Raw genomic sequence first — 25,414 nt, forward strand, 5'->3', positions numbered from 1 at the left:
CACAACACCCTATTCGACCGGCGGTGGTTCGGCGTGTCGGCCGGCCCTTCGTGGGTTCGGCGTGCGTCGGGCGGTGCGGAACGATCGGCGAACGGTGAGCGTCAGCCCCGGCGCATTCGCCGGTAGTGCCCGCGGTCGGCGGTCTCGAGGTGTTCGGTCGCGTAGCTCAGGGCCGTCGCGCCCATTTCGGGGGCGTGGGCGTCGAGGAATCCGAGCAGCAGTCCGGGGTCCACCCGTTTCCCGACTTCTCGAAGCATCCATCCGACAGCCTTCTGGGTCAGATCGCGCCGGTCGTCGAGCACGTGGGCGGCCAGTTCGAGCGTCGCCGAGGCGTCACCGCGGCGGATGAAGCCGAACGTCGTCAGTAGCGCGACCCGTCGTCGCCACAGGTCGTCGTCGGCACCGAGTTCGAACACGAGGTCGCGGGGACGGTCGTACAGCCAGCCGCCGAGGACATGGAGTGCGGACAGATCGACCAGATCCCAGTTGTTCACCCGGCCCCGGAGCACGGCGTCGAGGTAGCAGCTCGCGATACTCTCGCGGGCGTTCTCGTCGCGGGTGCGGGCGGCGCTCGCTCTCGCGAACCGGTCGACCAGGATGAGCAGTCCGGCGAGGCGGTGTTCGTGAATGTCGCTGTCCAACAGGATGTCTACCTCAGACAACGGCAATCCGGCGGACTGTTTCGCGACCTTCCGCGTGGCGGGCACCCGCACTCCGATGAACACGTCGCCCTCGCCGTACTCGCCGGGCCCGGTCTTGAAGAACTGCCGAAGATGCTGCGCATCCGCGGCATCGGCAAGGGCGTCCAGCGCCGCGGCCACCTCCACCGCGGTTCGCGCGGTCACGTCGAGCTCCGGCAGTGGAGATGTGTCCGCTGAGGCAGGTTCACCAGGTCGTCCTCGTCATCGGCTTCACGTACGTCCTCACCCATGATGCCTGCTGGCGCAACGGAGTCGGCGCGCAGCCGTCACAGGCCTCGCATTTCCGTACCGTGGTGGCATGACGACGCTCATCGCCGAAGACCTGCTGTTGCTACTGCTCGATGACGAGTCCGGGGACCTGCTCGTGGACGGAACCAAGCTGCCCCGGGTGATTGCCGGCGCAGTGCTCCTCGAGCTCGCGTTCGAGGGATATGCCACCCCCGCCGGACCGGAGGATGAGGTCAAGAAGGGCCGGCTCGCGATCCGTCGCGACGACCGGCCCGACGATCCGATTCTCGCTCGCACGCTTGACCGTATCCGGGAATCCGGGTCGCTGAAGCCCGAGGCGGCGATCGAGAAGTTCGACACAGAACTGCGGACAGCGGTCTTCGAGCGGGTCATCGATCGTGGATGGGTCCAGGAGAGTCGACGCAAGGTACTCGGCATCTTCCCGGTCAAAGCCTGGCCGCCGGTGGACGAGAGCCACGAACGCGAGATCCGCCGCGAACTCGAGGGCGTCCTCGTGGAGGGACTCGATCCGCGTCCGCGCACCGCCGCGCTGATCTCGCTGCTGTCCGCCGTCGACGCCGCGGCGAAGGTCTTTCCGGGTGCCGACCGTAAGGTGATCCGTAAGCGCGCCAAGGAGATCGCGGCCGACGAGTGGGCAGGTGCCGCGGTCCGCAAGGCGATCGAAGCGATCAATGTCGCAGTCGTGGTTGCGGTGATGGTGCCGGTCGTCGTGGGTGGTGGTTCGTAGATGTTGTCACTCGATTCGGCTGGGTTACTCCCGGCCGGCCGATATCCACTGGGGCCGATTGAAGGTGAGATTTCGGTCGCCCATGACGAGCCAGACGGCGCTGTCGAGCCTGGTCAGTTGTTCGTTCGTGAGTGCCACCGTCAGCGAGTCAGCGTTCTCGTCGACCCGTGCTGCATGTCGGGTTCCCGGGATCGGTACGACCGGTAGGCCGAGCCGCGTTCCGCGGGAGTAGAGCCAGGCCAGGGCCGTCTGTGCGGGCGTTGCGTTGATCTCACCGGCGATTGACCGGACAAGCTCGACTACTGCGTGGTTCGCCTCGAAGTTCTGATCGAATCGGGGCTGTCCCGAGCGAATGGAATTCGCAACGGACGCCCTGGTCAGAGTGCCGGTCAGGAATCCACGTCCCAGCGGCGAGTATGGAACGAACCCGGCCCCGACCTCGATCGCTGCGGGGACCACGTGCCGCTCCACGTCGCGCGACCAGATGCTCCACTCACTTTGAACGGCCGCCACCGGGTGGACAGCGGCGGCCAGACGCAGTTCTGTGCCAGTAACTTCTGAGAGGCCGACGTGCCGGATCTTGCCCTCGCGGACGAGTTCGGCCATGGCGCCGACTGTTTCCTCGATCGGCCGATCGAGTTCACGACGGTGCATGTAGTACAGGTCGATGACGTCGGTTCCCAGCCGTCGCAACGACGCTTCGCAAGCCGATCTCACATAGTCGCGATCGCCACGGATTGATGTGCCGCCCGTGTCGGCTCCGATCCTGCCGGTGATTCCGAACTTTGTCGCGAGCTGCACCTCGTCACGCCGGTGACGGAGCACCTCTGCAATCAGTTCCTCGTTGGTTCCCGCGGGCCCGTCGGAACCCGGACGGGGTTCGCCGTACACATCGGCTGTGTCGATGAACGTGACTCCGACATCGATGGCGTGGTTTACGGTTCGAAGTGCGTCGGAGGGATCGGACCGGCCGTAGACGTGGCTGAGGGCCATTGCGCCGAAGCCGATTCGGCTCACAGTCAGACCGTCGCCGAGTTTCACGATAGGCACGCAACGGTCATTCGGAAGGGAGTGTTCTGTCATGCGGGGCGGCCTTGCCTTTCGAGGATGGCGCTATCGGTGATGGGGGTGTCGTCGCAGTCGCGGCCGTTCGCGATGAGCCTGCGGTAATGGTCGATCTTGTCGTCGACGGCAGCGAGGTCCGCGCGTAGCTCGGCGAGCTGAAGCGACACTCGCACGCGGTGTTCCGCGAGGAGTGCCATACGTCGGCCGTGACTTGCCGCCCCCTCCTCGTACATTGCGAGGAACCGGCGGATCTCGGCCACAGGCATGCCGGTACGTCTGAGGCGGACGATGAGTTGGATGATTCGAACGGATGCCTCGTCGTATCGCCGCCGCCCGTCGGAGCTACGGCCGACGCGCGGAATGAGACCTTCGCGCTCGTACCAGCGAAGGGTGTCCTGCGTGAGCCCAGTGACCTCCGCGACGGATGCGATTCCACGTGAAACGGTCATGGTGACGACGCTAGGCGTTGGAGTGCACTCCAACGCAAGCATGCCGATCCCGAATCACAGTGGTGCCATCCCCGGCGAGACCGGTGAGGGTGTGCTCGTGGGCTTCCGTCGAGGTCCCGGCGCAGGTGTCCGGGATGACAGTCGTGTGGTAACCGAGTGGGTGCGCCGAGCGCGCTGCGAGCGCGACAACGAGATCGGTCGCGACGCCCGTGAACTGTTCTGATTGGCCGGCGGTCGCACGTCTGTCGGTGTCGGTGATGGGTGAGACGATCCGGAAGACAGTGATTTTGAGGGAGGGGCATTGATGAGCGGGGTTGCAGGACTGATCGTCGTCATCATCGGGGCGTGGTTATTCGGATCGGTGATCGCCCGTATCGGTGGCGCACTTCTGGTCATCATCGGACTACTTCGGATCGCCAGTGATCATGCGAGTCCACGGATGTGGGCGTTCGTGGGAATCGGTGTCGCGCTGTGGCTGTTCGGACAGTGGCTGTGGGCACTCAAGCACAAGCTGTGGCGTAGCTCGCTCGCACTGTCTGTGTTCAGCTTGCCCGTCCTCGATGCCGTCGCCGATCCTCACGAACCGGATTCCCCGGTCACAGCGGGCGCCACGGCCGCGGCAACACCAATGGGGTGAGCAGCAGTGGCGGTGACGAACGCCTGCCTCGCTGCGGATCTTTCCGATCGGAGCGCAGCACCCCCGGACGTGTGACTATCAGCGATAAGTGGCGCGGTTCTGATGGACGAAAGTGGCGGAGCTATTGCAGCTACGCTGGTCGATCCCGGGTGGCCTCGAACAGATGATTCACGGTCGGCGCCACCAGTCGTGGACGTAAGCTGGCAGCATCCTTCGGCCAGCGCCGGTGTTCGTGACCAGGAGCGGGCCACCAGGGCTGGGAGGTCCGTCGATGAGACAACGTCACCCTCTGCGCCGAGCATCCATCGTCGCCGGAACTGGTGCAGCGCTTCTTCTCGCAGCACAGCCGGCCGCCGCCGCACCGACCGACACTGTCCTCCCCATTCCCGTCGCCGGGATCAGTGTCGGCGTGACCGCACTTCCGAGCTCGGGCTACTTCTATCTGACCGCCACGACCGACCCTGACACTCCGGGAGTGACCCGATTGGGGCCGTACGCCGGTGTCCACGTCCACTGGCGAAACATCTCCACCGGTGCGGTGGGTGTCGTATACCTCGACAACCGTTACGGCACTTCGGTCGTGACCGGTTCCGGGACGGTGGTCGCCGTGGCCACGATGTCCGATTCGCTCGGATACCGGATACTCGCCGCCACGCCCGGCGCCGGCGCCTGGACGGTCCCCTGACCGACTCGCCTGCCGCCCCTCGGACCGGCTGGAGCTGCTCGAGGCGTTGAGCGGGGACTCACCGGCCCGGCCGCACCGCCGACTCGGAAGATCACACCCGGACGTAGCTACGTCCGGGGCGTTTTCAGCTTCGGTCTGATGTGCAGAAGCGGTCACTACCTGCCCGGGCGCCTATGCGTGTTGGGCTGACGGCGCCGTGCCACCAGCGAAGGGCGACGGTTGATTGCAGGGAAAGTGGCTACGCCGCCTCACGCGTTGTCAGGCCGCTCGCCGGCGCGTTTGTTCTCGTCTCGACGTAGCAGCTGGGCCAGCGACCGAACGGTGGGGGATCACTGAAGTCAGCCCCGCGCACACATGATCTGCCCACCGGTCGCCCTCCCGGCGGCTCGGAGCTCCTGGTGCGCGGCGATCAGCTCGGGCGAGGGATTGGCCAGTCGTTCGCGGCGACGTTCTTGCTCGACTTCCCATGCGTAAGCGTCCCTCTGCTTGTCGTCTAGGCGATCTGGATTCGGTCGTCGCCGAGTTCGACTTCGATTCGGAGCGTGCCTCCGACGGCGTCGACGTAGCGGCGCAGGGTGTCGAGCTGGACGTTCGCCAGGTCCCCACGCTCGATGTTCGAGACACGGTTCTGCTTCACGCCCAGGCGGTCGGCCACCTGCTGCTGGGTCAGCTCGCGTGCCTCGCGCAGTTCCTGCAGTCGGTATGCGCGGACCTGTTCGAGCATCCGGGCCTTGTGTGTGTCGCCTGCGACGAGGAAGATCGCCTTCCGCTCGGGATCGAACGCGAACAACACCCGCAGTTCCGAGCGGCCGCTGGACCCTGGTCGCAGTTCCTTCATGCTCTTGTGGCGCGACGCCTTGATGGTGTCGACCAGGGGGCGGCCCAACTGCGGACCGCGCTCCTGGAGCAACTCGATTGCGGCGACGACCTGCTCGTACGACTCCTGATCCAGCTCGGTCAGCCAGTCTTCGATCAGCTCGAGGTCCACATCCCAGTTCGCCACAAGGAACAAAATATCACTCCTGAGTGATATAATGCAAGTGTGATAATAGCTGGTAGTTGACTATTTTATGCGGGGCTCTCGCCATTTCGGAGGGCGGTAAGTCGGCGTAGTTGGGCGCGCTGGCGGGTGCCGAGTTCGACCAGGATCGGGAAGGGTTCGTCTTCGGCTGCGGCTTCGGCGGCGTGCCGCATGGTCCCGGCGAGTTCGTGAAAGCTGCGCCGGTAAGCGGCGGCGACCACGGTGGCGGCGTAGTGCCGGACGGCCCCGGCAGAGCTGCCGAGGGTGAGGACGTTGCGGTGGGTGCGGTGGACGGCCTGGGGCACGCGATCAGCGCCTGCTCGAGCGAGTTCGGCACTGATGCTGACCGGGTCATGTGGCCGCCCGCCGGCGACGGCGTCGCGGATGGCAGCGTAGATCGGCCGGTGGAAGGCATCGGCGAAGTCGTCCTCTCGAACCAGGCTGGTCACGACTCGGAGTTCGTCGACGTCACGGGACTACATTGCCGCGCATAACATGTGAGCCTCGGGATCGAGGTCCGGATCGGTCCATTCGGAGCCTGGTTCGTCGTCGGGTTCGCGGTCGTCCGTCTTCATGTGTCTCCCCTGGTGCGTCTGGTGGCTCAGTCTGCCCGAGCGAGTCTTGTTCGCCAGGTGAGGCTGCCGCCGGAACTTCGGTATCCGGTGCGTAGTTCGGATTTCACGGCGGGCCGCAGTATGCGGGCGAGGTGTCGAACGATGTCGTAGAGGCAGGCTGTGGCCTGCCCTTCGGTGAATGCGCCGGGGACTCCGAAGTCGTCGGGGATCTGCTCGACGAAGCTGTGCGGGTCCCTGCTTACGCCGTGCACTGGAGTGTGTCAAGGTTCTTGGACAGCGACTCGGCGGTTTCAGGCAGCTGATGCTGCGTTTCGATACTCGGCGAGGGCTTCCGTGGGGGTGCGGTAGCCCAGCGTCGAGTGCAGGCGCTTGCGGTTGTAGAACACCTCGATGTATTCGGCGACCGCGAACCGTGCCCGCCCCCTGGTGTCGAACGTCTGCCGGTAGTACATCTCGTTCTTCAAGGTCGCGAAGAACGACTCGGCGGCCGCGTTGTCCCAACACACCCCGGTCCGCCCGACACTGGTCCGCACGCCCCGCGACCCGGCAAACTCAGTGAATTCCTTTGCAGTGTAATGACTTCCGCGATCGAAATGGAACACCGCGCCCGTTCTGACGTGCCCGCCGCTGACCGCCATCTGCAACGCGTCGACGATCAACGACGTGCGCATGTGCGAGGCCGTCTACCAACCGACGACCATCCGCGTCGCGAGGTCGATCACCGTCGCCAGATACAACCATCCCTCACCGGTACGCAGATAGGTGATGTCACCGACCAGACGCTCACCCGGCCCCTGGGCGGTGAAGTCCCGGTCGATCAGGTCCGGGATCGTCGCCGCCTCGCCGGCGATCGTGGTCCGTTTGTACGCACGCGGTTGCACCGCGCACAATCCCAGCTCGCGCATGATGTCGGCGACGGTCCCGACGCCGACCTCGATACCGTCCCGATTCAACTGGGCGGCCACACGCCGGCACCCGTACGTCTGCCGCGACTTGTCGAACACCCGCCTGACCTGCTCGCACAACCCTCGCCTGCGCGAGGCGGTCGGCGTCTCGACCCGGCCACGCCAGGCATAGAACGTCGACCGCGGCACATCCAGCAGCATGCACATCCAGCCGATCGAGTAGTTGGCCTTCTCCGCTTTGATCAACGCGCAGCGCTCGGCTACGGGTGTGTCCTGGCGAAGAAGGCTGCGGCTTTTTTCAGGAACTCGTTTTCCATCCGCAGCCTGCGGATTTCTGCCTCCATCCCTGCCACGCATGCCGCCTCCACCGGGTTCGTCGCTGTCGCCGGGTCGGGATTGTCCTCCCGCCACGCCTTGACCCAGTTGCCGAGCGTGCCCGGATTGATCTCCAGGTCCCGGGCGACAGCGGCGAGTGAACGGCCCAGGCCGACAACCATTTGCACTGCTTCAGCCTTGAACTGCGGGCTGAACTGGCGACGCTTCTCGGTCTTGTACAGATCCTCTCTCATGCCGAGATTTACTGTCCAAGATCATTGGTACACCCCAGTCTGTCGGAAGAGGCTCGGACGCAGTGTCGAGTCGTCTGGTGAAAACAGAAGAACGGCCCCACGGTGTTGGAGCACCTTATGTGAGGCCGTCCACCGCAGTTGCTCCGACTCCTCGAGGTCGATTCATGGCGCGGTCCCCTTCCTCGTCCCCCGTTGGTGGTCCCGAGTAGGTCCTCATCTCGATTGTCCTCCGATTCGCAACGGCGTCGATCCGTGGGCGGGTCGGCATTGGGGTCCAGGTAGATTCTCGCCGGTGCTCAGCCGACGGGGCGCCCAGCGGCTGCGCAGATTCCTCCTACGTCACCGCTGGGCGACGGCCGATGCGAGTTCACTTCGGTGTGGCGGGACCGAGCGTTCAGCCCTGCGGCATTCCCAGTGTCCGGTAACGCGCCATACGGGCCGTGATGCGGTCGTCGCAGGACTCGTGGCGCAGCGCCGCGAGCTCGCGCGCGATTGCGGCACCGACGCGCTGCGAGAATTCGACGGGTTCGAGTGCTGCATCCGGGATTTCCGGGATGATGGCGTCGATGACGCCGTCGCGCAGAAGGTCCCGCGATCGGATTCCTTGTGCGGCGGCCATTTCTGGCGCGTGGGTGGTATCGCGGTGGACGATCGCGCTCGCACCCTCCGGCGGAAGCGGTGCGAGCCAGCCGTTCTGCGCAGCAAGGACACGGTCGGCGGGCAGCAGGGCGAGTGCGCCGCCGCCGGTTCCCTGGCCGAGCAGCACCGACACGGTGGGCGTGCGGAGCGTGACGAGATCGGAGATGCAGCGGGCGATCTCGGGCGCCAGTCCCCGCTCCTCGGCTTCCTTGGACAGCGAGGCTCCGAGCGTGTCGATCACCAGTACCAGCGGCAGCCGCAGTTCCGCGGCCATCCTCATGCCGCGGCGCGCCTCACGGAGCGCGGCAGGGCCCATCGTGGTGCGCGCCGACTGGCCGGCGCGGTCCTGCCCGAACAGCACACAGGGCTGCCCGCCGAACCGGGCCAGTGACAGCAGCACCGTGGCGTCGGCCTCGCCCTGCCCGGTTCCGCTGAGCGGTACCCGCGACGTGGCCGCATGTCGCACCAGTTCGCGGATGCCTGGCCGGTCCGCGCGCCGGGAGAGCATCACCGACTGCCAGGCAGGCACGTCCGGCAGATTCCCCACTGCGATCGAATTCTCATGCAGGACAGTCTCGTCGGCCGGATCGCTGACGACGTGCAGCGCCCGGTCTACGAGTTCGCGCAGCTGCTCGACTGGCGCCACGCCGTCGATGACGCCGTTGCGGTACAGGTTCTCCGACGTCTGTACGCCCTCGGGGAAGTTCTCGCCGTACAGCGCCTGGTAGACGCGGGGTCCGAGGAACCCGACCAGGGCACCCGGCTCGGCGATGGTGACATGACCGAGAGAACCCCACGACGCGAACACCCCGCCGGTGGTGGGGTTGCGCAGATATACCAGGTACGGCAGATGCGCAGCCTTGTGCACCGCGATCGCGGCGGCGATCTTCACCATCTGGACGAAGGCGAGGGTGCCCTCCTGCATCCGGGTTCCACCCGAGGTGGGGGAGGCCAGTAGCGGCAGTCCCTCTGCGGTCGCGCGTTCGATCGCGGTCACGATCCGTTCAGAAGCCGCGACGCCGATGGAGCCGGCGAGGAATGCGAACTCGCATGCGATCACCGCGACCTGTCGACCCTGCAGTGTGGCTGCACCGGTGAGTACCGACTCGTCGACGCCCGACTTGGCCTCGGCGGCGTCGAGTTCAGCGCGATACTTCGGGTCCGGATCGACGTCTACCGGGGTGGTGTCCCACGAAACGAAACTGTCGGCATCGAATACTTGCCCGATCAGTTCCGGGGCAGAGATCCTCTTCGGGGACAATAGTTTTCCTCCACTTCGTGCTAGCGGGCGGCCGCCGTTCCGGATGGACGACGGCCGCCACAGACCAGCCTAGCTACCGCACGAGTGCCTCACGCCACGAGACCGTCTTGCCCATGCGCAGGATCGATCGCTGGTAGATCCGGGCTGCCAGCGCCGACATCGCGGCGGTGACCACCAGCATCAGCGCGATGGTCCCCGCGATCTGCGCGCCGCTCGCCACGCCCGCGGCAATACGAAGCGGCATGAGGATCGCGGAGAACGGCGGAATCCAGCTCAGCACGTTCGACAGGGTGCCGTCCGGGTTCTGCACGGCACTGAACGCCGAGAAGAACATCGCCATTACGAGAATGGTCAGCGGCATCGCGGTGGAGTTGACGTCCTCCTGCCGGGAGACCATGGAACCGGTCGCGGCGTAGAGCACGGCGAAGAACGCGAAGCCCAGGACGAACCAGCCGAGGGTGCCGACGAGGGTGCCCCACGCCGTTCCACCCAATGTCAGCGTCCCGGTTGCGATGCCCGTGCCGACGCCGGCGACGCCGTACATCGTGAGCTGGGCGAGCCCGACCGCGCCGATACCGATCACCTTGCCCCACAGCAGCTGCAGCGGACGCAGTGTCGACAGCAGCAGTTCCACGACGCGCGATGACTTCTCCTCGACAACCCCCATCGCGACATACATGCCGAACACGAGGATCTGCATGTAGAGCAGCACGACGACGGCGGTTGACAGTGCGATGCGCTGTCCGCGTTCGGGATCCGGCGGGTCGATCGCCTCGACCGTGACCACGGCGGACCTGGTTGTCTCGGCGAGCTGGGCGGCGTCCACGCCCTGCGCGGCCAGCGCCGCACTCTGGGCCTGCGATGCGACGGCGCTGTCCAGCACGACGCGCAGCGACGCCGCGATTTCCGATTCGGTGATCGCGGTGACCGAGCCTCCGTCTCCCGGGATCAGTGCGACGTCGAGGTCGCCGTTCTCCACCTCGCTGCGGGCGGTCTGTGGGTCCGCGATTCCGGTGACCTCCAACGGGTTTCCGGCAGCCTCACCCGTCGCGACCAGCACGGCGCTCAGCGACTGGTCGCCGACCAGCCCGACCTTCGCGCGGTCCTCGTCGTCGCTTCCGGAGAGGAATGAGGCGATCAGGATGCCGCCGACGATGGCGATCAGGATGATCACGTTGCTGATGACGAAGCTCCGCTTCGTCACCTGGGTGAGGAACTCGCGGCGGGCAACCAGTGCGATCGCGCGGCTCGGACGTAGCTGCCGGCTCATGCGGACACCACCTCTCGGAACAGATCGGTCAGGGACGGCTTGCGGACTGCGAACTCGTGCACCGGTCCGGTCTTCAGCGCGGCGTCGAGGACAGCCTGATCGTCGGCGCCCGCGCCCAGGGACAGCAGCGTGCGGCCGGAGCTGTGACTCAGTGTCGTGACGGCGAACAGGTGGTCGGCCCACCCGGGCGGAGCGGCGGGGGCATGGACCTCGAGGTGCACGTCGCCGGATCCGCGAAGCTCGTCGACGGTTCCGATCGCGCTCATCCGGCCCTGGGCGACGATGCCGACTCGATGGCACAGACGCTGCACGAGGTCGAGCTGATGGCTCGAGAAAATCACGGGGACACCGGTTCCTGCCTTCTCCACCAGGACGTCGCTCATCACGTCCACGGCCACCGGGTCGAGGCCCGAGAACGGCTCGTCGAGGATCAGGACTGCGGGATCGTGCACGAGCGCCGCCGCGAGCTGCACCCGCTGCTGATTACCGAGGCTGAGGGAATCGACTGTGTCACCGATGCGTTCGGAGATGCCGAGGCGTTCGGTCCACCGGCGCACCGAATCAGTGGCCTCGGCGCGGGACAACCCGTGCAGTTCGGCGAAGTACGCGAGCTGACGGCCGACCTTCATCTTGGGGTACAGGCCGCGCTCCTCAGGCATGTAGCCGATCGAGCGCCGGACCTCGAGGTCCACCGGTTTGCCGCCGAGTCGAACCTCGCCGCTGTCGGCGGCGAGAACACCGAGTGCGATTCGCATCGTGGTGGTCTTGCCGGCGCCATTGCTGCCGACGAATCCGAAGATTTCGCCTGGTCGAACCTCGAAGCTGAGGTTCTCGAGTGCCACGACATCGCCGTAGCGTTTCGCGATCCCGTCGAACGTGAGGGTCTGGCCTGTCATGCGAGCTCCTGGTGGTCGTCAGGGTGGGTGTTTTCGGGATGGAAATCATCGGGGTCGGGGTCTGGAAGGCTCCACGCCAGGATCATCGCGGGCAGACAGCCGCCGAGTAGTAGGGCGGTGAGAGCGGCGGTGCCACCGGAGTAGGCGAGAGCGCGATGGTCGATCCCGTCGAAGGTCGTGCCCCATGTCAGCGCGAGAATCGGCACCAGCAGGAGCCACTGGACGGCGGTCAGCCCGATCGACCGAGCGCTGTTCCGTTCGGCGATCTCGCGCTCGTCGAGGGCCAGCCTGGGTGCATCGGACTGTCGGCTGGACACGATCTGGAGGATCGTCCAAACCGGCAGGAACAAGAGGACCAGGCCGACCCAGGCGAGGGTGATGGTCTCCGAGAAATACGAGCCTGCCGCGGTTGCGAACAGCCCCGCGAAGAGGGCGATCAGGACCACGACGAGGGCTCGACGGCGGGACCGGGTTCGCCAGCCGGTCAGCCACTTCGACGTCTGCGCTTCGTGGCGAAGAAAGCGGCGCGTGCGGAAGTCTTCATAGCGGTCGATCAGGGTGGTCGCGGACATGTCAGCCCTCCTTTGCAGAGTTGATCGGATAGAGCTCGACCGACATCGGGCCGAACTGCGTGCGCGAGAAGACTGCCTCCACGGGCAGTTCGAACACCGCGCATATCCGCAGTGCCAGATCGAGGCTGGGGTAGTGGTCGCCACGCTCGAGCGCGCCGACGGTCTGCGGGTTCACCTCGATCAGCTCGGCCAGCTGCGCTCGGCTCAGCTTGCGTTCCGCGCGCAGGACGGCGATGCGATTGAAGATGGGGAGACTCGCCCCACGGCGCACCGGACTCATGCAATAGATCGTTGTAAAAACACAACGGTATGTCAAATCTAGGCAAGTGACGGTGTCGCCCTTGCCTGGTCCGTACGACTGCCTGTAGTACCCTCGGGGCATGCGGATCAGCCCAGGTGAGGAGCTCGCACGCCAGGTGCGTGGCCTTGCTGTTGCCGGGTCCGTGATCGGGTTGGCCATTGCTGCCCACGGAATCGCCGGCGGCGGCACGCCGCACGGACCCGTGCTTCTGCTCCTCGCGGGTGTCGCTGTCGTGCTCGCCGCGTGCGTGACGGCAGTGCCCGCGCTCGGCACCCGACGCGGCTGGCTGGTGCCGATGCTCGCGACCGGTCAGGTCCTCTCTCACTTCGCGCTGTCGCTCGGCGATACGCATGCGGGGATGCACACCGGCCCCCACACCACTGTGCCGATGCTGGTTACGCACTCAGTGGCCGTCGTCGTCTGTGCGGCGCTGATCGCCGCGGCCGAACGCATCGGCCCCCGCGCGTACGCCGCGCTGCGACGGATCCTGCCGAGAATTCCGGCGGTCCTGCCGGTGCGACTCGAGCCGCCTTTGCCGCATGTCGTCACCGACATCAGGCCGGCACTGTCGATGTCGAACGTGGGTCCGATCGCGCGCCGCGGACCACCTGCCTTCTACTGAGCCACATTTCACCGCGTCACGACCACCGCGTCGGCGATGCGCGCCCCCTGCCGGAATTCTGCGGCATCGGAGGCTATCTCACGGGTCCGAAGGGGCTCGATACTCCTGACGGGCAGCGCCCGCGCGCCGACGGCCGCCGCGCGCCCGCACACGAAAGGCACACGTACATGAAGGCATTCACCCGCGCCCGCGTCCTCGCGATCGGCGTCACCGTTGCAGCCGGCCTCACCCTCGCCGGGTGCAGCAGTGATTCCGGGGACTCGAGCGACTCGAAGAAGACCGACACAGCCGCCATCACGCTGCAGGACTCGTGGGTCAAGGCCGCTGACAGCGGGATGACGGCGATGTTCGGCACCATCGTCAACGACTCCGACTCGGACATCACGCTCACCAAGGTCACCACGACGGTGTCGCCGCGCGTGGAGCTGCACGAGATGGCGCCCGACGGCACCGGCGCGATGAAGATGCGGGAGAAGGACGGGGGCGTGACGGTGGCGGCGAACAGCACGTACGAGCTCAAGCCTGGCGCCGACCACATCATGCTGTTCGACCTGCCAGCGCCGGTCCAGGCCGGTACTGACGTCCCGTTCACGTTCGAGTTTGCGGACGGCGCCACCGCCCAGTTCACCGCGCAGGTACGGGACTTCACCGGTGTCCGCGAGGAGTACAGCGGCGGAGACCACGGTGCGGCGCCGACCGGTGCGCCGAACCACGGTGCGGCACCGGCTGGTGCACCGCACATGGGCAACGCCGACGCGCACAATGGCTGACATCAGCCGCCGTCGGTTGCTCGGGGCCGGTGCCGTCGCTGTCGGCGGCGTCGGCCTCGGGTGGGGTGCGGGCGCGGTCACCGCGCGTCCCGCCCGGGCCGAGGCCGCACCGCAGGTGGTTCCGTTCCACGGGGAACATCAGGCCGGCATCGAGACGACCCCGCAGGCTCACACGACGTTCGTCGGGCTCGACCTGCGGCCCGGCGCCGACCGTGCGGCCCTGGTCCGGATGATGCGGGTGTGGACCGACGACGCCGTCCGGCTCACCGAGGGACGCGGAGCGCTCGCCGACACCGAGCCCGACCTGGCGACGACACCGGCCCGGCTCACCATCACCGTCGGTTTCGGGCCGGAGGCGTTCCGGGTGGCTGGGCTCGAGGATCGGCGGCCGTCGTGGTGCAAGCCGTTGCCCCCGTTCGAGATCGACCGACTCGAGGAACGTTGGAACGACGGCGACGTCCTGCTCCAGGTGGGTTCCGACGATCCGGTCACGGTCGCACACGCGCTGCGGGTGCTACTCAAGGCTGCCCGCAATACCGCCACCGTGCGCTGGGTGCAGCGTGGGTTCCGCCGTGCCCGCGGCAGTGAACCCGAGGGCACCACGATGCGGAACCTGATGGGGCAGGTGGACGGCACCGTCAACCCGCAGGGTGGTAGCGAGGACTTCGCCCAGGTGGTCTGGAACGATGGAGCCGAGCAGCCATGGATGGCCGGCGGGACATCGATGGTGATCCGGCGCATCCACCTCGACCTCGACGGGTGGGACGAACTGGACCGCCCCGGCCGCGACGAGGTGATGGGCCGACGGATGTCCGACGGCTCGCCGCTCACCGGTGAGTCCGAGCACGACGCACCGGATTTCGACGCCACCGGACCCGGCGGGCTGAAGATCATCTCGGAGTTCTCGCACATCGCCCGGGCCAGGCCTGTCGGACCGAGGGAGCGGTTCCACCGGCGTGCCTACAACTACGACGAGGCGCCGGACGGTGTCGGCGTTTCCGACTCGGGCCTGATCTTCGTGGCCTACCAGGCCGATGTCGATGTGCAGTACCTGCCGGTACAGCAACGGCTTTCGGAGCTCGACATGTTCAACCAGTGGTCGACGCCGATCGGATCCGCGGTCTTCGCGATTCTGCCCGGCTGCCGGGACGGTGAATACCTGGGGCAGGGACTGTTGGGCTGACTACCGGCCGGCGGCCGGCCACTCAGCTCTCGCTGAGTCGGCCGCCGTCCATCCGCCACCGCCGCGTGCTGCGCATCGACTCGAGCATTCGCCGGTCGTGCGTTACCAACAGCAGTGTGCCGGTGAAGGATTCCATTGCCTGCTCCAGTTGCTCGATGGCCGGCAGGTCCAGGTGGTTGGTGGGCTCGTCGAGGACCAGCAGGTTCACCCCCCGTGCCTGCAGCAACGCCAGGGCAGCGCGGGTACGTTCGCCGGGTGAGAGCGAGGCCGCGGATCGCAGCACGTGGTGACCCTTGAGGCCGAACTTCGCGAGCAGGGTACGGACCTCGGCATCAGGCCAGTCCGGGACCTGCGCGGCGAACGCGTCGGACAGTGCCTCGTCGCCCTCGAAAAGCCCACGCGCCTGGTCGATCTCGCCGACCGCGACACCGGACCCCAGGGTCGCGGTGCCCTCGTCCGGCACCAACTTGCCGAGCAGCACCTTCAGTAGTGTCGACTTGCCGGAGCCGTTGGGGCCGGTGATGAGGATCCGGTCGCCCCAGTCGACCTGCGCGGTGACCGGGCCGAACGTGAAACCGTCACGCCGAACTGTCGCGCCGCTCATGGTGGCGACCACGGCGCCGCTGCGTGGGGCCGCGGCGATCTCCATCCGCAGTTCCCACTCCTTGCGGGGTTCCTCCACCTCCTCGAGCCGTTCGATGCGGCGCTGGGTCTGTCGCGCCTTCGCGGCTTGCTTCTCGGTGGACTCGGCGCGGGCCTTGCGCCCCATCTTGTCGGGGTCGCCGCCCTTGGCCTTGCGGCGGGCGTTGCGGACGCCGTGTTCGAGCCAGTTGCGCTGCATTTGCGCGCGATCCTCGAGCGAGGACAGGTTTCCGGCATATTCGTCGTAGGCTTCCCTGGCGTGCCGGCGCGCGACCTCCCGCTCCACCAGGTACGCCTCGTAGCCGCCGTCGTAGACGGCGATCTGCTGCTGCACGAGGTCGAGTTCGACGATGCCGGTCACGGTGCGCGCCAAGAACTCTCGATCGTGGCTCACCACCACCAGCGCGGCCCGGGTCTCGGCCACGAACTGTTCGAGTTGCTCGAGGCCGGGCAGGTCCAGATCGTTGGTGGGCTCGTCGAGGAGCAGCACGTCGTAACGGGACAGCAACAGGGATGCCAGTCCGGCGCGGGCCGCCTGCCCGCCGGACAGATCCGTCATGTGTGCGTCGCCGGCGACGTTCAGGCCGAGGTCGTCGAGGACCTTCTCGGCGCGTTCGACGAAATCGGCGCCGCCCAGAGCCAGCCACCGATCGAGGGCGGGGGAGTACAGGTCCTCACCGCCGTCGGCGAGGGACTCGGCGGCCGCGTTCATCGCGGTCTCGGCGGCCGTGACGCCCGTCCGTCGTCCGAGGAACTCGAAGACCGTCTCGCCGGGAATCCGGTCCGGTTCCTGTGCGAGGTAGCCGACGGTGGCGTCGGGCGGGCTGAGGGTGATCCTGCCGTCGACATCGGCGTCGCCGACTCCGGCGAGCGTTGTCAGCAGTGTCGACTTGCCTGCGCCGTTGGCGCCGACGAGTCCGATCACGTCGCCGGGCGCGACGGTGAGATCGAGGTCGGAGAAGAGCATGCGCTCGCCCCGGGAAGCCGAGAGTCCGGAGATGCGCAGTGTTGCAGTCACGTGGAGAGTATCCCTCGCCGGGGCGCGGTCGACATCGGGCGGTCTCGCCTCGTCGCGGGTTGCCCTGCCAATTGCGGGATTTCGCCGCGAGGACAGTCGGTTACGTTCTAACGTGAAACGTAATGAACCAGAACGCACATCGGGTGGGCCGCCCGCGGGACCCCGGCAAGGATCATGCGGTGCTGGTCGCGACGCGCCGCCTCCTCGTCGACGTCGGCTACCAGCAGACGACCATTGCTGCGATCGCGCGGCGGGCCGAGGTGAGCGCACCCGCCATCTACCGGCGCTGGCCCACGCGGGAGGCGCTCATCGAAGATGCCGTCCACGGTCCGGGTGCGCATGCGTTGCCTGAGGCGACCGGCGATCTGCGAGCGGATCTGGAGACGTGGGTCCGGGCCTTCCTGGTCCGTGCCGCCAGTCCCGCCGCGCGCGCGGGCGTGCCAGGACTGCTCGCCGACACCCGCGCGGACGCGGATCGCGCCCGGTTGCTCGCGTTGCAGGACCCGGTCCGCGTCGCGTTCACCTCGCGCCTCGATCGCGCCGCGTCGACCGGTGAAATACCCGGTCCGGTCGATGCGACGGTGCTCTTCGACATTCTCACCGGCACCACCTCCATCCGTGGCCTCACTCAGGGCGACGTGGACGCCGCGTCGTTCGTGGAGTCGCTGGCCCGCGCCCTGCATGTGCTCGCGTGCCACGGGTCCGCGGTCGTACCGGAGCAGAAGGCCGGTCAATCGTGAAGATCGATGTCCAATTGGACGGACGGCCCGAGAACGCCGAGCGGCGGGCACGGGAAATCGTCGACCTCGGAGCCGACGGGCTGTTCACGTTCGAGGGACCGCACGACGTCTTCCTGCCGTTGGCTGTGGCCACGGCGGCTGTCGACGCCGACCTGATGACGAACGTCGCGATCGCGTTGCCACGCAGCCCGATGCACCTCGCGCACACCGCCTACGATCTGCAGACTCTCAGCCGCGGGCGCTTCCGGCTCGGGCTCGGCTCCCAGATCCGTCCACACATCGAGAAGCGGTACGGCTCGGAGTGGTCCAGGCCGGCCGCCCGGATGCGCGAGACGGTGCTCGCGATCAAGGCGATCTTCGATGCGTGGGAGGGTAATTCGCGGCTGCGATTCGAGGGCGAGTTCACCTCGCACACGTTGATGCCACCCACCTTCGATCCGGGCCCGAATCCCTACGGCCCTCCACCCGTCTGCCTCGGCGCCCTCGGCCCGGTCATGACCCGTACTGCCGCGGAGGTGGCCGACGGGCTGCTCGTGATGCCGTTCAACAGCGTCCGGCACTTTCGGGAGCGCACCCTCCCGGCGATCGCGGAGGGGCTCGCCCGCGGCCGCCGCAACAGTGCGGACCTGGCGATCTACCCCCAGATCATCGTCGGCACCGGCCGCACCCCCGACGAGCTCGATGCGGCATCGCGCGGGGTGCGGGGGCTGCTCGCGTTCTACGGTTCCACGCCGGCGTACCGTCCGGTGCTCGAGGTGGAGGGCTGGGCGGACCTGCAACCCGAGCTGAACGTGCTTTCCAAGCGGGGAGCCTTTGCCGAGATGGTCGACCTGATCGACGACTCGATGCTCGCGACCCTCGCGGTGCACGGCACCCCGGAGGAATGCGCGGCCGAGATCGTCGCCAGGTTCGGCAATCACGCCGATCGGGTGTGCTGCTACTTTCCGGGGTATCCGGTAGACGATCGGCACATCGCCGACCTCGTCGCGGCGGTGCGGGCGTCGTCGCCGTGAGTGAGGTGCTGGTCGAGATCGTCGACGGCGTAGCAGTTCTCACGCTGAACCGGCCGCAGCAGCGCAATGCCTTCTCCCGAAACATGGGGCGCGAGCTCGGGAACCTCTACCGCCGGTTCGACGCTGACGACGAGGTCCGGGTGCTGGTGCTCACGGGTACTCCGCCGGCCTTCTGCGCGGGCGCTGACCTCGACTCAGGGGCAGACACTTTCGCCGCGCCCACCGATGACGCCTTCACCGCGTCGCCCGTGAACCCGCCCGCGTTCGGCCTCCGCAAGCCGGTGATCGCTGCGGTGAACGGCCATGCGATCGGAATCGGACTCACTCTCGCGATGCAGGCCGACATCCGCTTCGTCGCGGACGGCGCCAAGTACGCGATCCCGCAGGTGCGGCGGGGGGTGATTCCGGATGCGATGTCGCACTGGACCGTTCCGCGTGTGGCCGGGATGGCGGCAGCCGCCGAGATACTGCTGACCGGCCGCACGTTCGACGGCCCCGAGGCGGTGCGGCTGGGGATTGCGAGCCGATCCCTGCCCGCGGACGAGGTACTGCCCGCGGCACTGGCGATCGCGCGCGATATCGCGACCAATGTGGCACCGATGTCGGCCGCATTGTCGAAGCGCCTGCTGTGGGACACTGCCCGGCACGGGTTCACCCCGGAACGGGTGGCCCGGTACGAGACCGAGTTGCACCACCGCGTGATGGGCGGCGCCGATGCCGTCGAGGGGGTGCGCGCCTTTCTCGACCGTCGTGATCCGGAGTGGTCCGCGCGCGTGTCGGCCGACTGGAGGGAACTTCCTTGGTTATGAACGGTTTCGGAGCGGACACCACGACTGACGAGGTGATTGCCGGTGTCGACCTGCGGGGCCGGACGGCGCTGGTGACCGGTGTGACGAGTGGCCTCGGCGCGGAAACCGCCCGTGCGCTGGCGGCGGCGGGTGCGTCGGTTGTCCTGGCAGCCAGGGACAGTGCGGCCGCAGTGGCGGTCGGGGAGCAGATTCGGGCGCAGGTCCCGGCCGCCGAACTGCACGTGGTCGCAGTGGATCTCGCCGATCTGGACAGCGTCCGGGCCGCGGCCGGGCGGATCGGCGCGCTAGCGGGCGGGCTGGACCTGCTGATCAACAACGCCGGGGTGATGTATACGCCGTTCGACCGTACTTCTGACGGATTCGAGCTGCAGTTCGGCACCAATCATCTCGGCCACTTCCTGCTGACCACGCTGCTGCTGCCCCGACTTCGCGTTGGAGCCGAACGGTCCGGGACACCGGCCCGGGTCGTGACTGTGTCGTCCGATGCGCACCGGGCACATGCCGTGGACCTGGTGGACCCGAACTTCGTCGAGCGGCGGTACGACAAGTTCGTCGCGTACGCGCAGTCCAAAGCTGCAAACGTCCTCATGACCGTCGAACTCCAACGGCGCTACGCTGACAGCGGGATTCACGCGTTCGCGGTCCACCCAGGAGTGTGCGCCACCGGACTGTCGCGGCACATGTCTCGTGACGACTTCGCCGAGATGAATCGGATGAGTGCTGGAAAGCCCGGTCTGCTCACGAATCTCAAGTCGATCCCGGCGGCGGCAGCGACCACGGTGTGGGGAGCGACTGCGTCCGAGTTGGACGCCGTGGGCGGGGCGTATCTGGCTGACAGCGCTGTCGACCGGGCGGCGGACAATGCGGTCGACAGTGGGACAGCGCAGGAACTGTGGGAGCTTTCGACTCGACTCACCACGGACACCCGAGTCTCATGAACGGCGAACCAAGGATCGACTGGCGGACGACCGCACTCGAGCTGGACGGGAAGGAGAACATGATCACTGGACGGGTTGCCGCGTGGGACGTCATCGAAGGCTGGGGCGTCATCGAATCAGCAGACACACCTGGGGGGTGCTTCGGGCATTACAGCAACATCGAAACCGAGGGTTCAGGCTTCAGATCGCTGGAGGTAGGAGAATCGGTCGAGTTCGAATGGGAACAGCCCGGGTACAAACAGGATGGTTACGACTACCGCGCCACGCGCATCAGGAGCATGTGACTTCTGCTCCGTCGTGCCCCGGGCCGGTCATCGAGTGAAGTGCAGCCGATCCGGCTGCGGAATCCACATGGTGCCATGTGCGCTGCCGTTGAAGTTGGCGGTGACGAAGTCGAGCAGGGGTACGAGCTGCGGGTGAGCGGAGACCGCTTTCTGCCACAGCAACGACATCGGATAGACCGGGGTGGGATTGACAATCGGGAGTCGCCGAACGGCGGGATGCCAAGGCGTAGAGGTTCCTTCACCACCGAAGGTGACCAGTGTCGGCGAGGCCGAGATTCGGTCGATGATGATTGCGAAGCCGATCCCACCAGGGTAGCGATCGGTATCGATCGTGATGCCGCAGTAGTCGCTGAGCTGTCGATAGAAGTCGGCCACCTCGGAGCCGAATCCGGCGCCGGGCATCCATGCGGTGAAACCCTCGAGGTCATGGAGTTCGACGTGGTCGGAATTCGCGAGGGGGTGGTCTTTGCCGACGAGCAGATGGAGAGCGTCGAAGTAAGCGGGAGTCTCGGTGACATGCGGCGGCAGTGGTCGGGCGCGCCAATGTGCGCGGGCGAATGCCGCGTCCACGCGGCCGTCGATCACCGCGTTCCGTGAGGTCTTCGAGGGGCTCGTCATGACGAGTTCTACCTCGGCGTCTGGCCGTGTCTCGAGGTAGAACCTCATCAGGTTTCCGTCGGCGATCTGCGCGCCGTGCACCGCCACTCGCAGTACCTGTGAGTCGAGTACGGCAGCGATGGCTGCGTCGCCCGATGCGAGGATCGCGCGTGCGTGAGGCAGGAAGCGGGCGCCGTGTGCGGTCAGCGCGACACTGCCGATGCGGCGCTCGAACAATCGGGTGCCCAGCTGGCTCTCGAGCTTGGCGATCCGCTTCGACACCGCCTGCTGGCTGATGCCCAGCTCTGATGCCGCCAGCCCGAACTGGCCCTCGTCATTGACAGCGACCATCGCTCGGACCGCGGACAGATCAAGATCCAACTCAACCACCTGCTGCCACATCTATCGGTTGTCGATCGGCGCGTGTCTTTTGTTCGACGTACAGGGACCCTAACTGGTCACATACCTGTCGGGTTGCCCGGGACGCAACGGATTCGACAACCAGTGGCGTTCTCCGGGCTGAGGGCACGGTCTACGTGAGGCGGTCATGAGTCAGTCTTCGTTCGTTCACCTGCACAATCACACCGAGTATTCGATGCTTGATGGTGCGGCAAAGGTTGGTCCGTTGTTTCGGGAGGCGGAGCGTCTGGGGATGACGGCGGTGGGGATGACCGACCACGGCAACATGTATGGGGCGAGTGAGTTCTACAACGTTGCGAAGAAGCATGGCATCAAGCCGATCATCGGTATCGAGGCGTATGTTGCGCCGGAGTCGCGGTTCAACACCAAGTGGGTGTTGTGGGGTGATCGGAGTCAGAAGTCTGATGATGTGTCCGGTTCGGGTGCGTACACGCATATGACGATGGTCGCGGAGAATGCGACGGGGTTGCGGAATCTGTTCAAGTTGTCGTCGTTGGCGTCGATCGAGGGTCAGCTCGGTAAGTGGCCGCGGATGGATGAGGATCTGATTGCCCAGCATGCGGAGGGGATCATCGCGACGACGGGTTGTCCGTCGGGGGAGATTCAGACGCGGTTGCGTCTGGGTCATGATCGGGAGGCGCTCGAGGCGGCGGCGAAGTGGCAGGAGATCTGGGGGAAGGACAATTTCTTTCTCGAGTTGATGGATCATGGGCTGTCGATCGAGCGTCGGGTGCGGGAGGGGTTGCTCGATATCGGTCGGCGGTTGGGTATTGCGCCGTTGGCGACGAATGACTGTCATTACGTGACGAAGGATGCGGCGGAGAATCACGAGGCGTTGTTGTGTATTCAGACGGGTAAGACGCTGTCGGATCCGACGCGGTTCAAGTTCGACGGTGACGGTTATTATCTCAAGTCCGCGGAGGAGATGCGGGCGATCTGGGATGCGGAGGTGCCGGGGGCGTGTGACAACTCGCTGGTGATCGGTGAGCGGGTGCAGTCGTATGACGAGGTGTGGGCGCATCACGATCGGATGCCGGTTTTTCCGGTGCCGGAGGGGCATACGCAGCAGACGTTTCTGCGGCACGAGGTGTTGCGTGGGCTGGATCGTCGGTTCCCGGGTGGGCCGCCGCAGGAGTATCTCGAGCGTGCCGATTATGAGATCGGTGTGATCAATGAGATGGGGTTTCCGGCGTATTTCCTTGTTGTCGGTGATCTGATCAATTATGCGCGTGAGGTGGGTATCCGGGTCGGTCCGGGTCGGGGTTCCGCGGCGGGTTCGTTGGTGGCGTATGCGATGGGTATCACCAATATCGATCCGATTCCGCATGGTTTGTTGTTCGAGCGGTTCCTCAATCCTGAGCGTGTGTCGATGCCTGATATCGATATCGATTTCGATGATCGTCGTCGTGGTGAGATGGTGCGGTATGCCACTGAGAAGTGGGGTAGTGACAAGGTCGCGCAGGTCATCACGTTCGGCACGATCAAGACGAAGGCTGCGATCAAGGATTCGGCGCGGGTGCAGTTCGGGCAGCCGGGGTTCGCGATTGCTGATCAGATCACCAAGGCGCTGCCGCCGCCGATCATGGCGAAGGATATTTCGGTGGCGGGGATCACCGATCCGGAGCATGAGCGGTACAAGGAGGCTGTGGAGGTTCGGGCGCTGATCGATTCGAATCCGGATGTCGCGAAGATTTATCAGACCGCGAAGGGTCTCGAGGGTCTGATTCGTAATGCGGGTGTGCATGCGTGTGCGGTGATCATGTCGTCGGAGCCGCTCACGGATGCGATTCCGGTGTGGAAGCGTGCGCAGGACGGTGCGATCATCACCGGTTGGGATTATCCGTCGTGTGAGGCTATCGGCCTGTTGAAGATGGATTTTCTGGGTTTGCGTAACCTCACGGTGATCGGTGACGCGATCGAGAACATCAAGGCCAATCGTGGCATCGACATCGACCTCGACACGCTCACACTGGACGATGAGGCTACCTACGCGATGCTCGCCCGAGGCGACAATCTTGGTGTCTTCCAACTGGACTCGGCGGGCATGCGCGAGTTACTGCTGCGCATGGCACCCACCGAGTTCAACGATCTCATCGCATCGAACGCTCTCTACCGTCCAGGGCCGATGGGGGTCGGAGCGCACTGGGCGTATGCGGACCGCAAGAACGGCCGTGAGGCGGTGACGCCGATCCACCCCGAACTCGACGAACCGCTCAGCGACATATTGGGCGAGACGTACGCACTGATTGTCTACCAGGAGCAGATCATGCAGATCGCTCAGAAGGTGGCCGGCTACTCACTCGGACAGGCAGATCTGCTTCGCCGAGCCATGGGGAAGAAGAAGCCCGAGGTGCTTGCTGCGGAGTTCGAGAACTTCCGCAATGGCATGCGCAGCAACGGGTACAGCGACGAAGCGATGACGGCACTGTGGGAGGCCGTGCTGCCGTTCGCCGGCTACGCCTACAACAAGTCGCACGCCGCCGGATACAGCCTCGTCATGTTCTGGACCGCGTATCTCAAGGCGAACTATCCGGCCGAGTACATGGCCGGCCTGCTCACCTCGGTCGGTGACGACAAGGACAAGGCTGCCGTGTACTTGGCGGACTGCCGCAAGATGGGCATCACCGTGCTCCCGCCGGACGTCAACGAATCCGAGGTCAACTTCGCCTCCGTCGGTGAGGACATCCGGTTCGGCCTCGGCGCGGTCCGCAACGTCGGCGCCAACGTCGTCGCGTCGATCATCAGGGCACGCACCGAGAAATCGAAGTTCACCGACTTCTCCGACTATCTCGGCAAGATCGACGCTCTCGCCTGTTCCAAGAAGGTCACCGAATCACTCATCAAGGCAGGCGGATTCGACTCGCTCGGTCACCCGCGCAAGGGCCTGATGCTGGTACACGCCGATGCGATCGACGCGGTCATGGGCACCAAGAAGGCCGAGGCGATCGGCCAGTTCGACCTGTTCGGCGGCGATGACGCGGACGAATCTGTCGCGTCTGTGTTCAACGTCAAGATTCCCGACGAGGAATGGGAGACCAAGCATCGCCTCGCCCTCGAACGCGAGATGCTGGGCCTCTACGTGTCCGGGCACCCCCTCGACGACGTCGCAGCCGAACTTGCGTCGCTCGCCGATACGTCCGTCGCCGCTGTCCTCGACGGGCAAGTGCGACACGGCCAGCAGATTGTCATCGGAGGAATCGTCGCATCGGTTGACCGCCGCCTGAACAAGAAGGGTGAGCCCTGGGCCATCGTCGAGCTCTCCGACCTCGATGCCGGCACCGAAGTGCTCTTCTTCTCTTCCACTTACACCGACGCGCACCCTGTCCTCATCGAGGACGCAATCCTCCTCGTCACCGCAAATGTCAGCATGCGCGGGGAGAGAACGTCCCTCATCGCCGCCGATGTCGCCGTCCCTGACTTGAAGAATGGGGGAGCGCACAGTAATCCGGTCACCCTCACGATCTCGGTACAGGCATGTACTCGGGACAACGTCGAAGCCCTTCGTGAGATCCTGCAACGCCATCCTGGGGATTCGGACGTCCACATCATCGTGTCCGGGTCTACGAGGGCGACACGGTGGGCGTTGGACCCGCGCTATCGGGTCCGTAAGACTCCGGCTCTGATGGGCGATCTCAAAGCACTGCTCGGAGTCGCCTGCCTGGCAGCGCATTCAGCTACACCCGCATCTGTCCCGGTCAATTCCTGACGAGCCGGAACCAGTGCGGCGCGGCATTCCGCATCGACCCGGTCGTCGGGCGCCGTGATCGCGGCATCGGAGGGCGAAACGCCCTCGACTCGAACGTGGGCGCCGCCGTGGCAAACGCGCAATGTCCACTTCGTGAGACGGAGGGAACAG

26 protein-coding genes and 2 pseudogenes are annotated in these 25,414 nt (G+C 66.0%); 14 read left to right on the top strand and 14 right to left on the bottom strand.

Annotated elements, in window-relative coordinates; all coding sequences use genetic code 11:
• Nucleotides 1-101 precede the first annotated feature (101 nt).
• Nucleotides 102-845: a DNA alkylation repair protein gene (locus tag ERC79_RS16685; protein WP_242676606.1), complete on the bottom strand. Its 744-nt coding sequence runs from the start codon at nt 843-845 to the stop codon at nt 102-104.
• 20 nt (nt 846-865) lie between these two features.
• On the opposite strand from ERC79_RS16685, the gene ERC79_RS23170 reads away from it, so the two are divergent.
• Nucleotides 866-1,003 carry a hypothetical protein gene (locus ERC79_RS23170; protein WP_165497152.1) on the top strand — a complete coding sequence of 46 codons (138 nt, stop codon included), beginning with the start codon at nt 866-868 and terminating at the stop codon, nt 1,001-1,003.
• On the top strand, nt 1,000-1,677 hold the full coding sequence (locus ERC79_RS16690) for a GPP34 family phosphoprotein (RefSeq protein ID WP_131579552.1): 678 nt from the start codon (nt 1,000-1,002) through the stop codon (nt 1,675-1,677). The genes ERC79_RS23170 and ERC79_RS16690 overlap by 4 nt, the downstream gene beginning before the upstream one ends.
• A 24-nt stretch (nt 1,678-1,701) precedes the next feature.
• Here ERC79_RS16690 and ERC79_RS16695 read toward each other — a convergent pair whose 3' ends face one another.
• Together ERC79_RS16695 and ERC79_RS16700 are read right to left on the bottom strand one after the other, a co-directional pair.
• Nucleotides 1,702-2,670: an aldo/keto reductase gene (locus ERC79_RS16695; RefSeq protein WP_242676902.1), complete on the bottom strand. Its 969-nt coding sequence runs from the start codon at nt 2,668-2,670 to the stop codon at nt 1,702-1,704.
• Nucleotides 2,671-2,756: 86 nt separating this feature from the next.
• Nucleotides 2,757-3,191, bottom strand: coding sequence for a MerR family transcriptional regulator (locus ERC79_RS16700; protein WP_207390348.1), 435 nt, complete (start codon nt 3,189-3,191; stop codon nt 2,757-2,759).
• Nucleotides 3,192-3,231: 40 nt separating this feature from the next.
• Here ERC79_RS16700 and ERC79_RS23580 point away from each other — a divergent pair, with 40 nt between their 5' ends.
• The 3 genes from ERC79_RS23580 to ERC79_RS16715 all read left to right on the top strand — a co-directional run bounded on the left by ERC79_RS23580 (nt 3,232) and on the right by ERC79_RS16715 (nt 4,513).
• Nucleotides 3,232-3,414, top strand: coding sequence for a hypothetical protein (locus ERC79_RS23580; RefSeq protein ID WP_242676607.1), 183 nt, complete (start codon nt 3,232-3,234; stop codon nt 3,412-3,414).
• 81 nt (nt 3,415-3,495) lie between these two features.
• The gene (locus ERC79_RS16710; protein WP_131579555.1) at nt 3,496-3,828 is read left to right on the top strand and encodes a hypothetical protein; all 333 of its coding nucleotides are present in this window, start codon (nt 3,496-3,498) and stop codon (nt 3,826-3,828) included.
• A gap of 271 nt (nt 3,829-4,099) precedes the next feature.
• Complete coding sequence (locus ERC79_RS16715; RefSeq protein ID WP_131579556.1) at nt 4,100-4,513, top strand: hypothetical protein; 414 nt, start codon at nt 4,100-4,102, stop codon at nt 4,511-4,513.
• 493 nt (nt 4,514-5,006) lie between these two features.
• Here ERC79_RS16715 and ERC79_RS23585 read toward each other — a convergent pair whose 3' ends face one another.
• From ERC79_RS23585 to ERC79_RS16755, 9 genes and pseudogenes are all read right to left on the bottom strand, one after another.
• A complete protein-coding gene (locus ERC79_RS23585; RefSeq protein WP_242676903.1) occupies nt 5,007-5,273 on the bottom strand; it encodes an XRE family transcriptional regulator in 267 nt (88 codons plus the stop codon).
• Nucleotides 5,253-5,516 (bottom strand): annotated as a pseudogene (locus ERC79_RS23590) (type II toxin-antitoxin system RelE/ParE family toxin); the annotation flags it as partial. The gene ERC79_RS23585 and the pseudogene ERC79_RS23590, both read right to left, overlap by 21 nt.
• 65 nt (nt 5,517-5,581) lie before the next feature.
• Nucleotides 5,582-5,983 carry a DnaB-like helicase N-terminal domain-containing protein gene (locus tag ERC79_RS16725; protein WP_131579558.1) on the bottom strand — a complete coding sequence of 134 codons (402 nt, stop codon included), beginning with the start codon at nt 5,981-5,983 and terminating at the stop codon, nt 5,582-5,584.
• Nucleotides 5,984-6,399: 416 nt separating this feature from the next.
• Nucleotides 6,400-7,583, bottom strand: a pseudogene (locus tag ERC79_RS16730) (IS3 family transposase).
• A 394-nt stretch (nt 7,584-7,977) separates the two neighbouring features.
• Complete coding sequence (locus ERC79_RS16735) at nt 7,978-9,483, bottom strand: carboxyl transferase domain-containing protein (RefSeq protein ID WP_131579559.1); 1,506 nt, start codon at nt 9,481-9,483, stop codon at nt 7,978-7,980.
• A 73-nt stretch (nt 9,484-9,556) separates the two neighbouring features.
• Entirely contained in the window at nt 9,557-10,753 is a 1,197-nt protein-coding gene (locus ERC79_RS16740; RefSeq protein WP_131579560.1) for an ABC transporter permease, read from the bottom strand.
• Nucleotides 10,750-11,649: an ATP-binding cassette domain-containing protein gene (locus ERC79_RS16745; RefSeq protein WP_131579561.1), complete on the bottom strand. Its 900-nt coding sequence runs from the start codon at nt 11,647-11,649 to the stop codon at nt 10,750-10,752. Before ERC79_RS16745 ends, ERC79_RS16740 begins: the two co-directional genes overlap by 4 nt.
• A complete protein-coding gene (locus ERC79_RS16750; RefSeq protein ID WP_131579562.1) occupies nt 11,646-12,221 on the bottom strand; it encodes a hypothetical protein in 576 nt (191 codons plus the stop codon). The genes ERC79_RS16745 and ERC79_RS16750 overlap by 4 nt, the downstream gene beginning before the upstream one ends.
• A gap of 1 nt (nt 12,222) precedes the next feature.
• Nucleotides 12,223-12,501: a helix-turn-helix transcriptional regulator gene (locus tag ERC79_RS16755; protein WP_131579563.1), complete on the bottom strand. Its 279-nt coding sequence runs from the start codon at nt 12,499-12,501 to the stop codon at nt 12,223-12,225.
• A gap of 100 nt (nt 12,502-12,601) precedes the next feature.
• Between ERC79_RS16755 and ERC79_RS16760 the strand changes: the two genes are divergently transcribed.
• From ERC79_RS16760 to ERC79_RS16770, 3 genes are all read left to right on the top strand, one after another.
• Nucleotides 12,602-13,144, top strand: coding sequence for a hypothetical protein (locus ERC79_RS16760; RefSeq protein ID WP_131579564.1), 543 nt, complete (start codon nt 12,602-12,604; stop codon nt 13,142-13,144).
• A 167-nt stretch (nt 13,145-13,311) separates the two neighbouring features.
• Nucleotides 13,312-13,914, top strand: coding sequence for a copper chaperone PCu(A)C (locus ERC79_RS16765; protein WP_131579565.1), 603 nt, complete (start codon nt 13,312-13,314; stop codon nt 13,912-13,914).
• Nucleotides 13,907-15,097, top strand: coding sequence for a Dyp-type peroxidase (locus ERC79_RS16770; RefSeq protein ID WP_131579566.1), 1,191 nt, complete (start codon nt 13,907-13,909; stop codon nt 15,095-15,097). The genes ERC79_RS16765 and ERC79_RS16770 overlap by 8 nt, the downstream gene beginning before the upstream one ends.
• A 22-nt stretch (nt 15,098-15,119) precedes the next feature.
• Here ERC79_RS16770 and ERC79_RS16775 read toward each other — a convergent pair whose 3' ends face one another.
• Nucleotides 15,120-16,757 (bottom strand): ABC-F family ATP-binding cassette domain-containing protein, encoded by a 1,638-nt coding sequence (locus tag ERC79_RS16775; protein WP_131579567.1) that lies wholly within the window; start codon nt 16,755-16,757, stop codon nt 15,120-15,122.
• A 122-nt stretch (nt 16,758-16,879) separates the two neighbouring features.
• Here ERC79_RS16775 and ERC79_RS16780 point away from each other — a divergent pair, with 122 nt between their 5' ends.
• From ERC79_RS16780 to ERC79_RS16800, 5 genes are read left to right on the top strand one after another with little or no spacing between them, the layout of a single operon-like run.
• Complete coding sequence (locus ERC79_RS16780; RefSeq protein ID WP_131579568.1) at nt 16,880-17,497, top strand: TetR/AcrR family transcriptional regulator; 618 nt, start codon at nt 16,880-16,882, stop codon at nt 17,495-17,497.
• Nucleotides 17,494-18,510, top strand: coding sequence for a TIGR03617 family F420-dependent LLM class oxidoreductase (locus ERC79_RS16785; RefSeq protein WP_131579569.1), 1,017 nt, complete (start codon nt 17,494-17,496; stop codon nt 18,508-18,510). The genes ERC79_RS16780 and ERC79_RS16785 overlap by 4 nt, the downstream gene beginning before the upstream one ends.
• The gene (locus tag ERC79_RS16790) at nt 18,507-19,319 is read left to right on the top strand and encodes an enoyl-CoA hydratase-related protein (protein ID WP_131579570.1); all 813 of its coding nucleotides are present in this window, start codon (nt 18,507-18,509) and stop codon (nt 19,317-19,319) included. Before ERC79_RS16785 ends, ERC79_RS16790 begins: the two co-directional genes overlap by 4 nt.
• Nucleotides 19,316-20,257, top strand: coding sequence for an SDR family NAD(P)-dependent oxidoreductase (locus ERC79_RS16795; protein WP_131579571.1), 942 nt, complete (start codon nt 19,316-19,318; stop codon nt 20,255-20,257). Before ERC79_RS16790 ends, ERC79_RS16795 begins: the two co-directional genes overlap by 4 nt.
• A gap of 59 nt (nt 20,258-20,316) precedes the next feature.
• Entirely contained in the window at nt 20,317-20,541 is a 225-nt protein-coding gene (locus ERC79_RS16800; protein ID WP_131581249.1) for a cold shock domain-containing protein, read from the top strand.
• A 27-nt stretch (nt 20,542-20,568) separates the two neighbouring features.
• Here ERC79_RS16800 and ERC79_RS16805 read toward each other — a convergent pair whose 3' ends face one another.
• Nucleotides 20,569-21,528, bottom strand: coding sequence for a LysR family transcriptional regulator (locus ERC79_RS16805; protein ID WP_242676608.1), 960 nt, complete (start codon nt 21,526-21,528; stop codon nt 20,569-20,571).
• A 157-nt stretch (nt 21,529-21,685) separates the two neighbouring features.
• Between ERC79_RS16805 and dnaE the strand changes: the two genes are divergently transcribed.
• Nucleotides 21,686-25,264 (top strand): DNA polymerase III subunit alpha, encoded by a 3,579-nt coding sequence (dnaE, locus tag ERC79_RS16810; RefSeq protein ID WP_131579573.1) that lies wholly within the window; start codon nt 21,686-21,688, stop codon nt 25,262-25,264.
• The last annotated feature ends 150 nt before the right edge of the window (nt 25,265-25,414 follow it).

The organism is Rhodococcus sp. ABRD24, assembly GCF_004328705.1.
In the GTDB taxonomy this organism is placed as follows: domain Bacteria; phylum Actinomycetota; class Actinomycetes; order Mycobacteriales; family Mycobacteriaceae; genus Prescottella.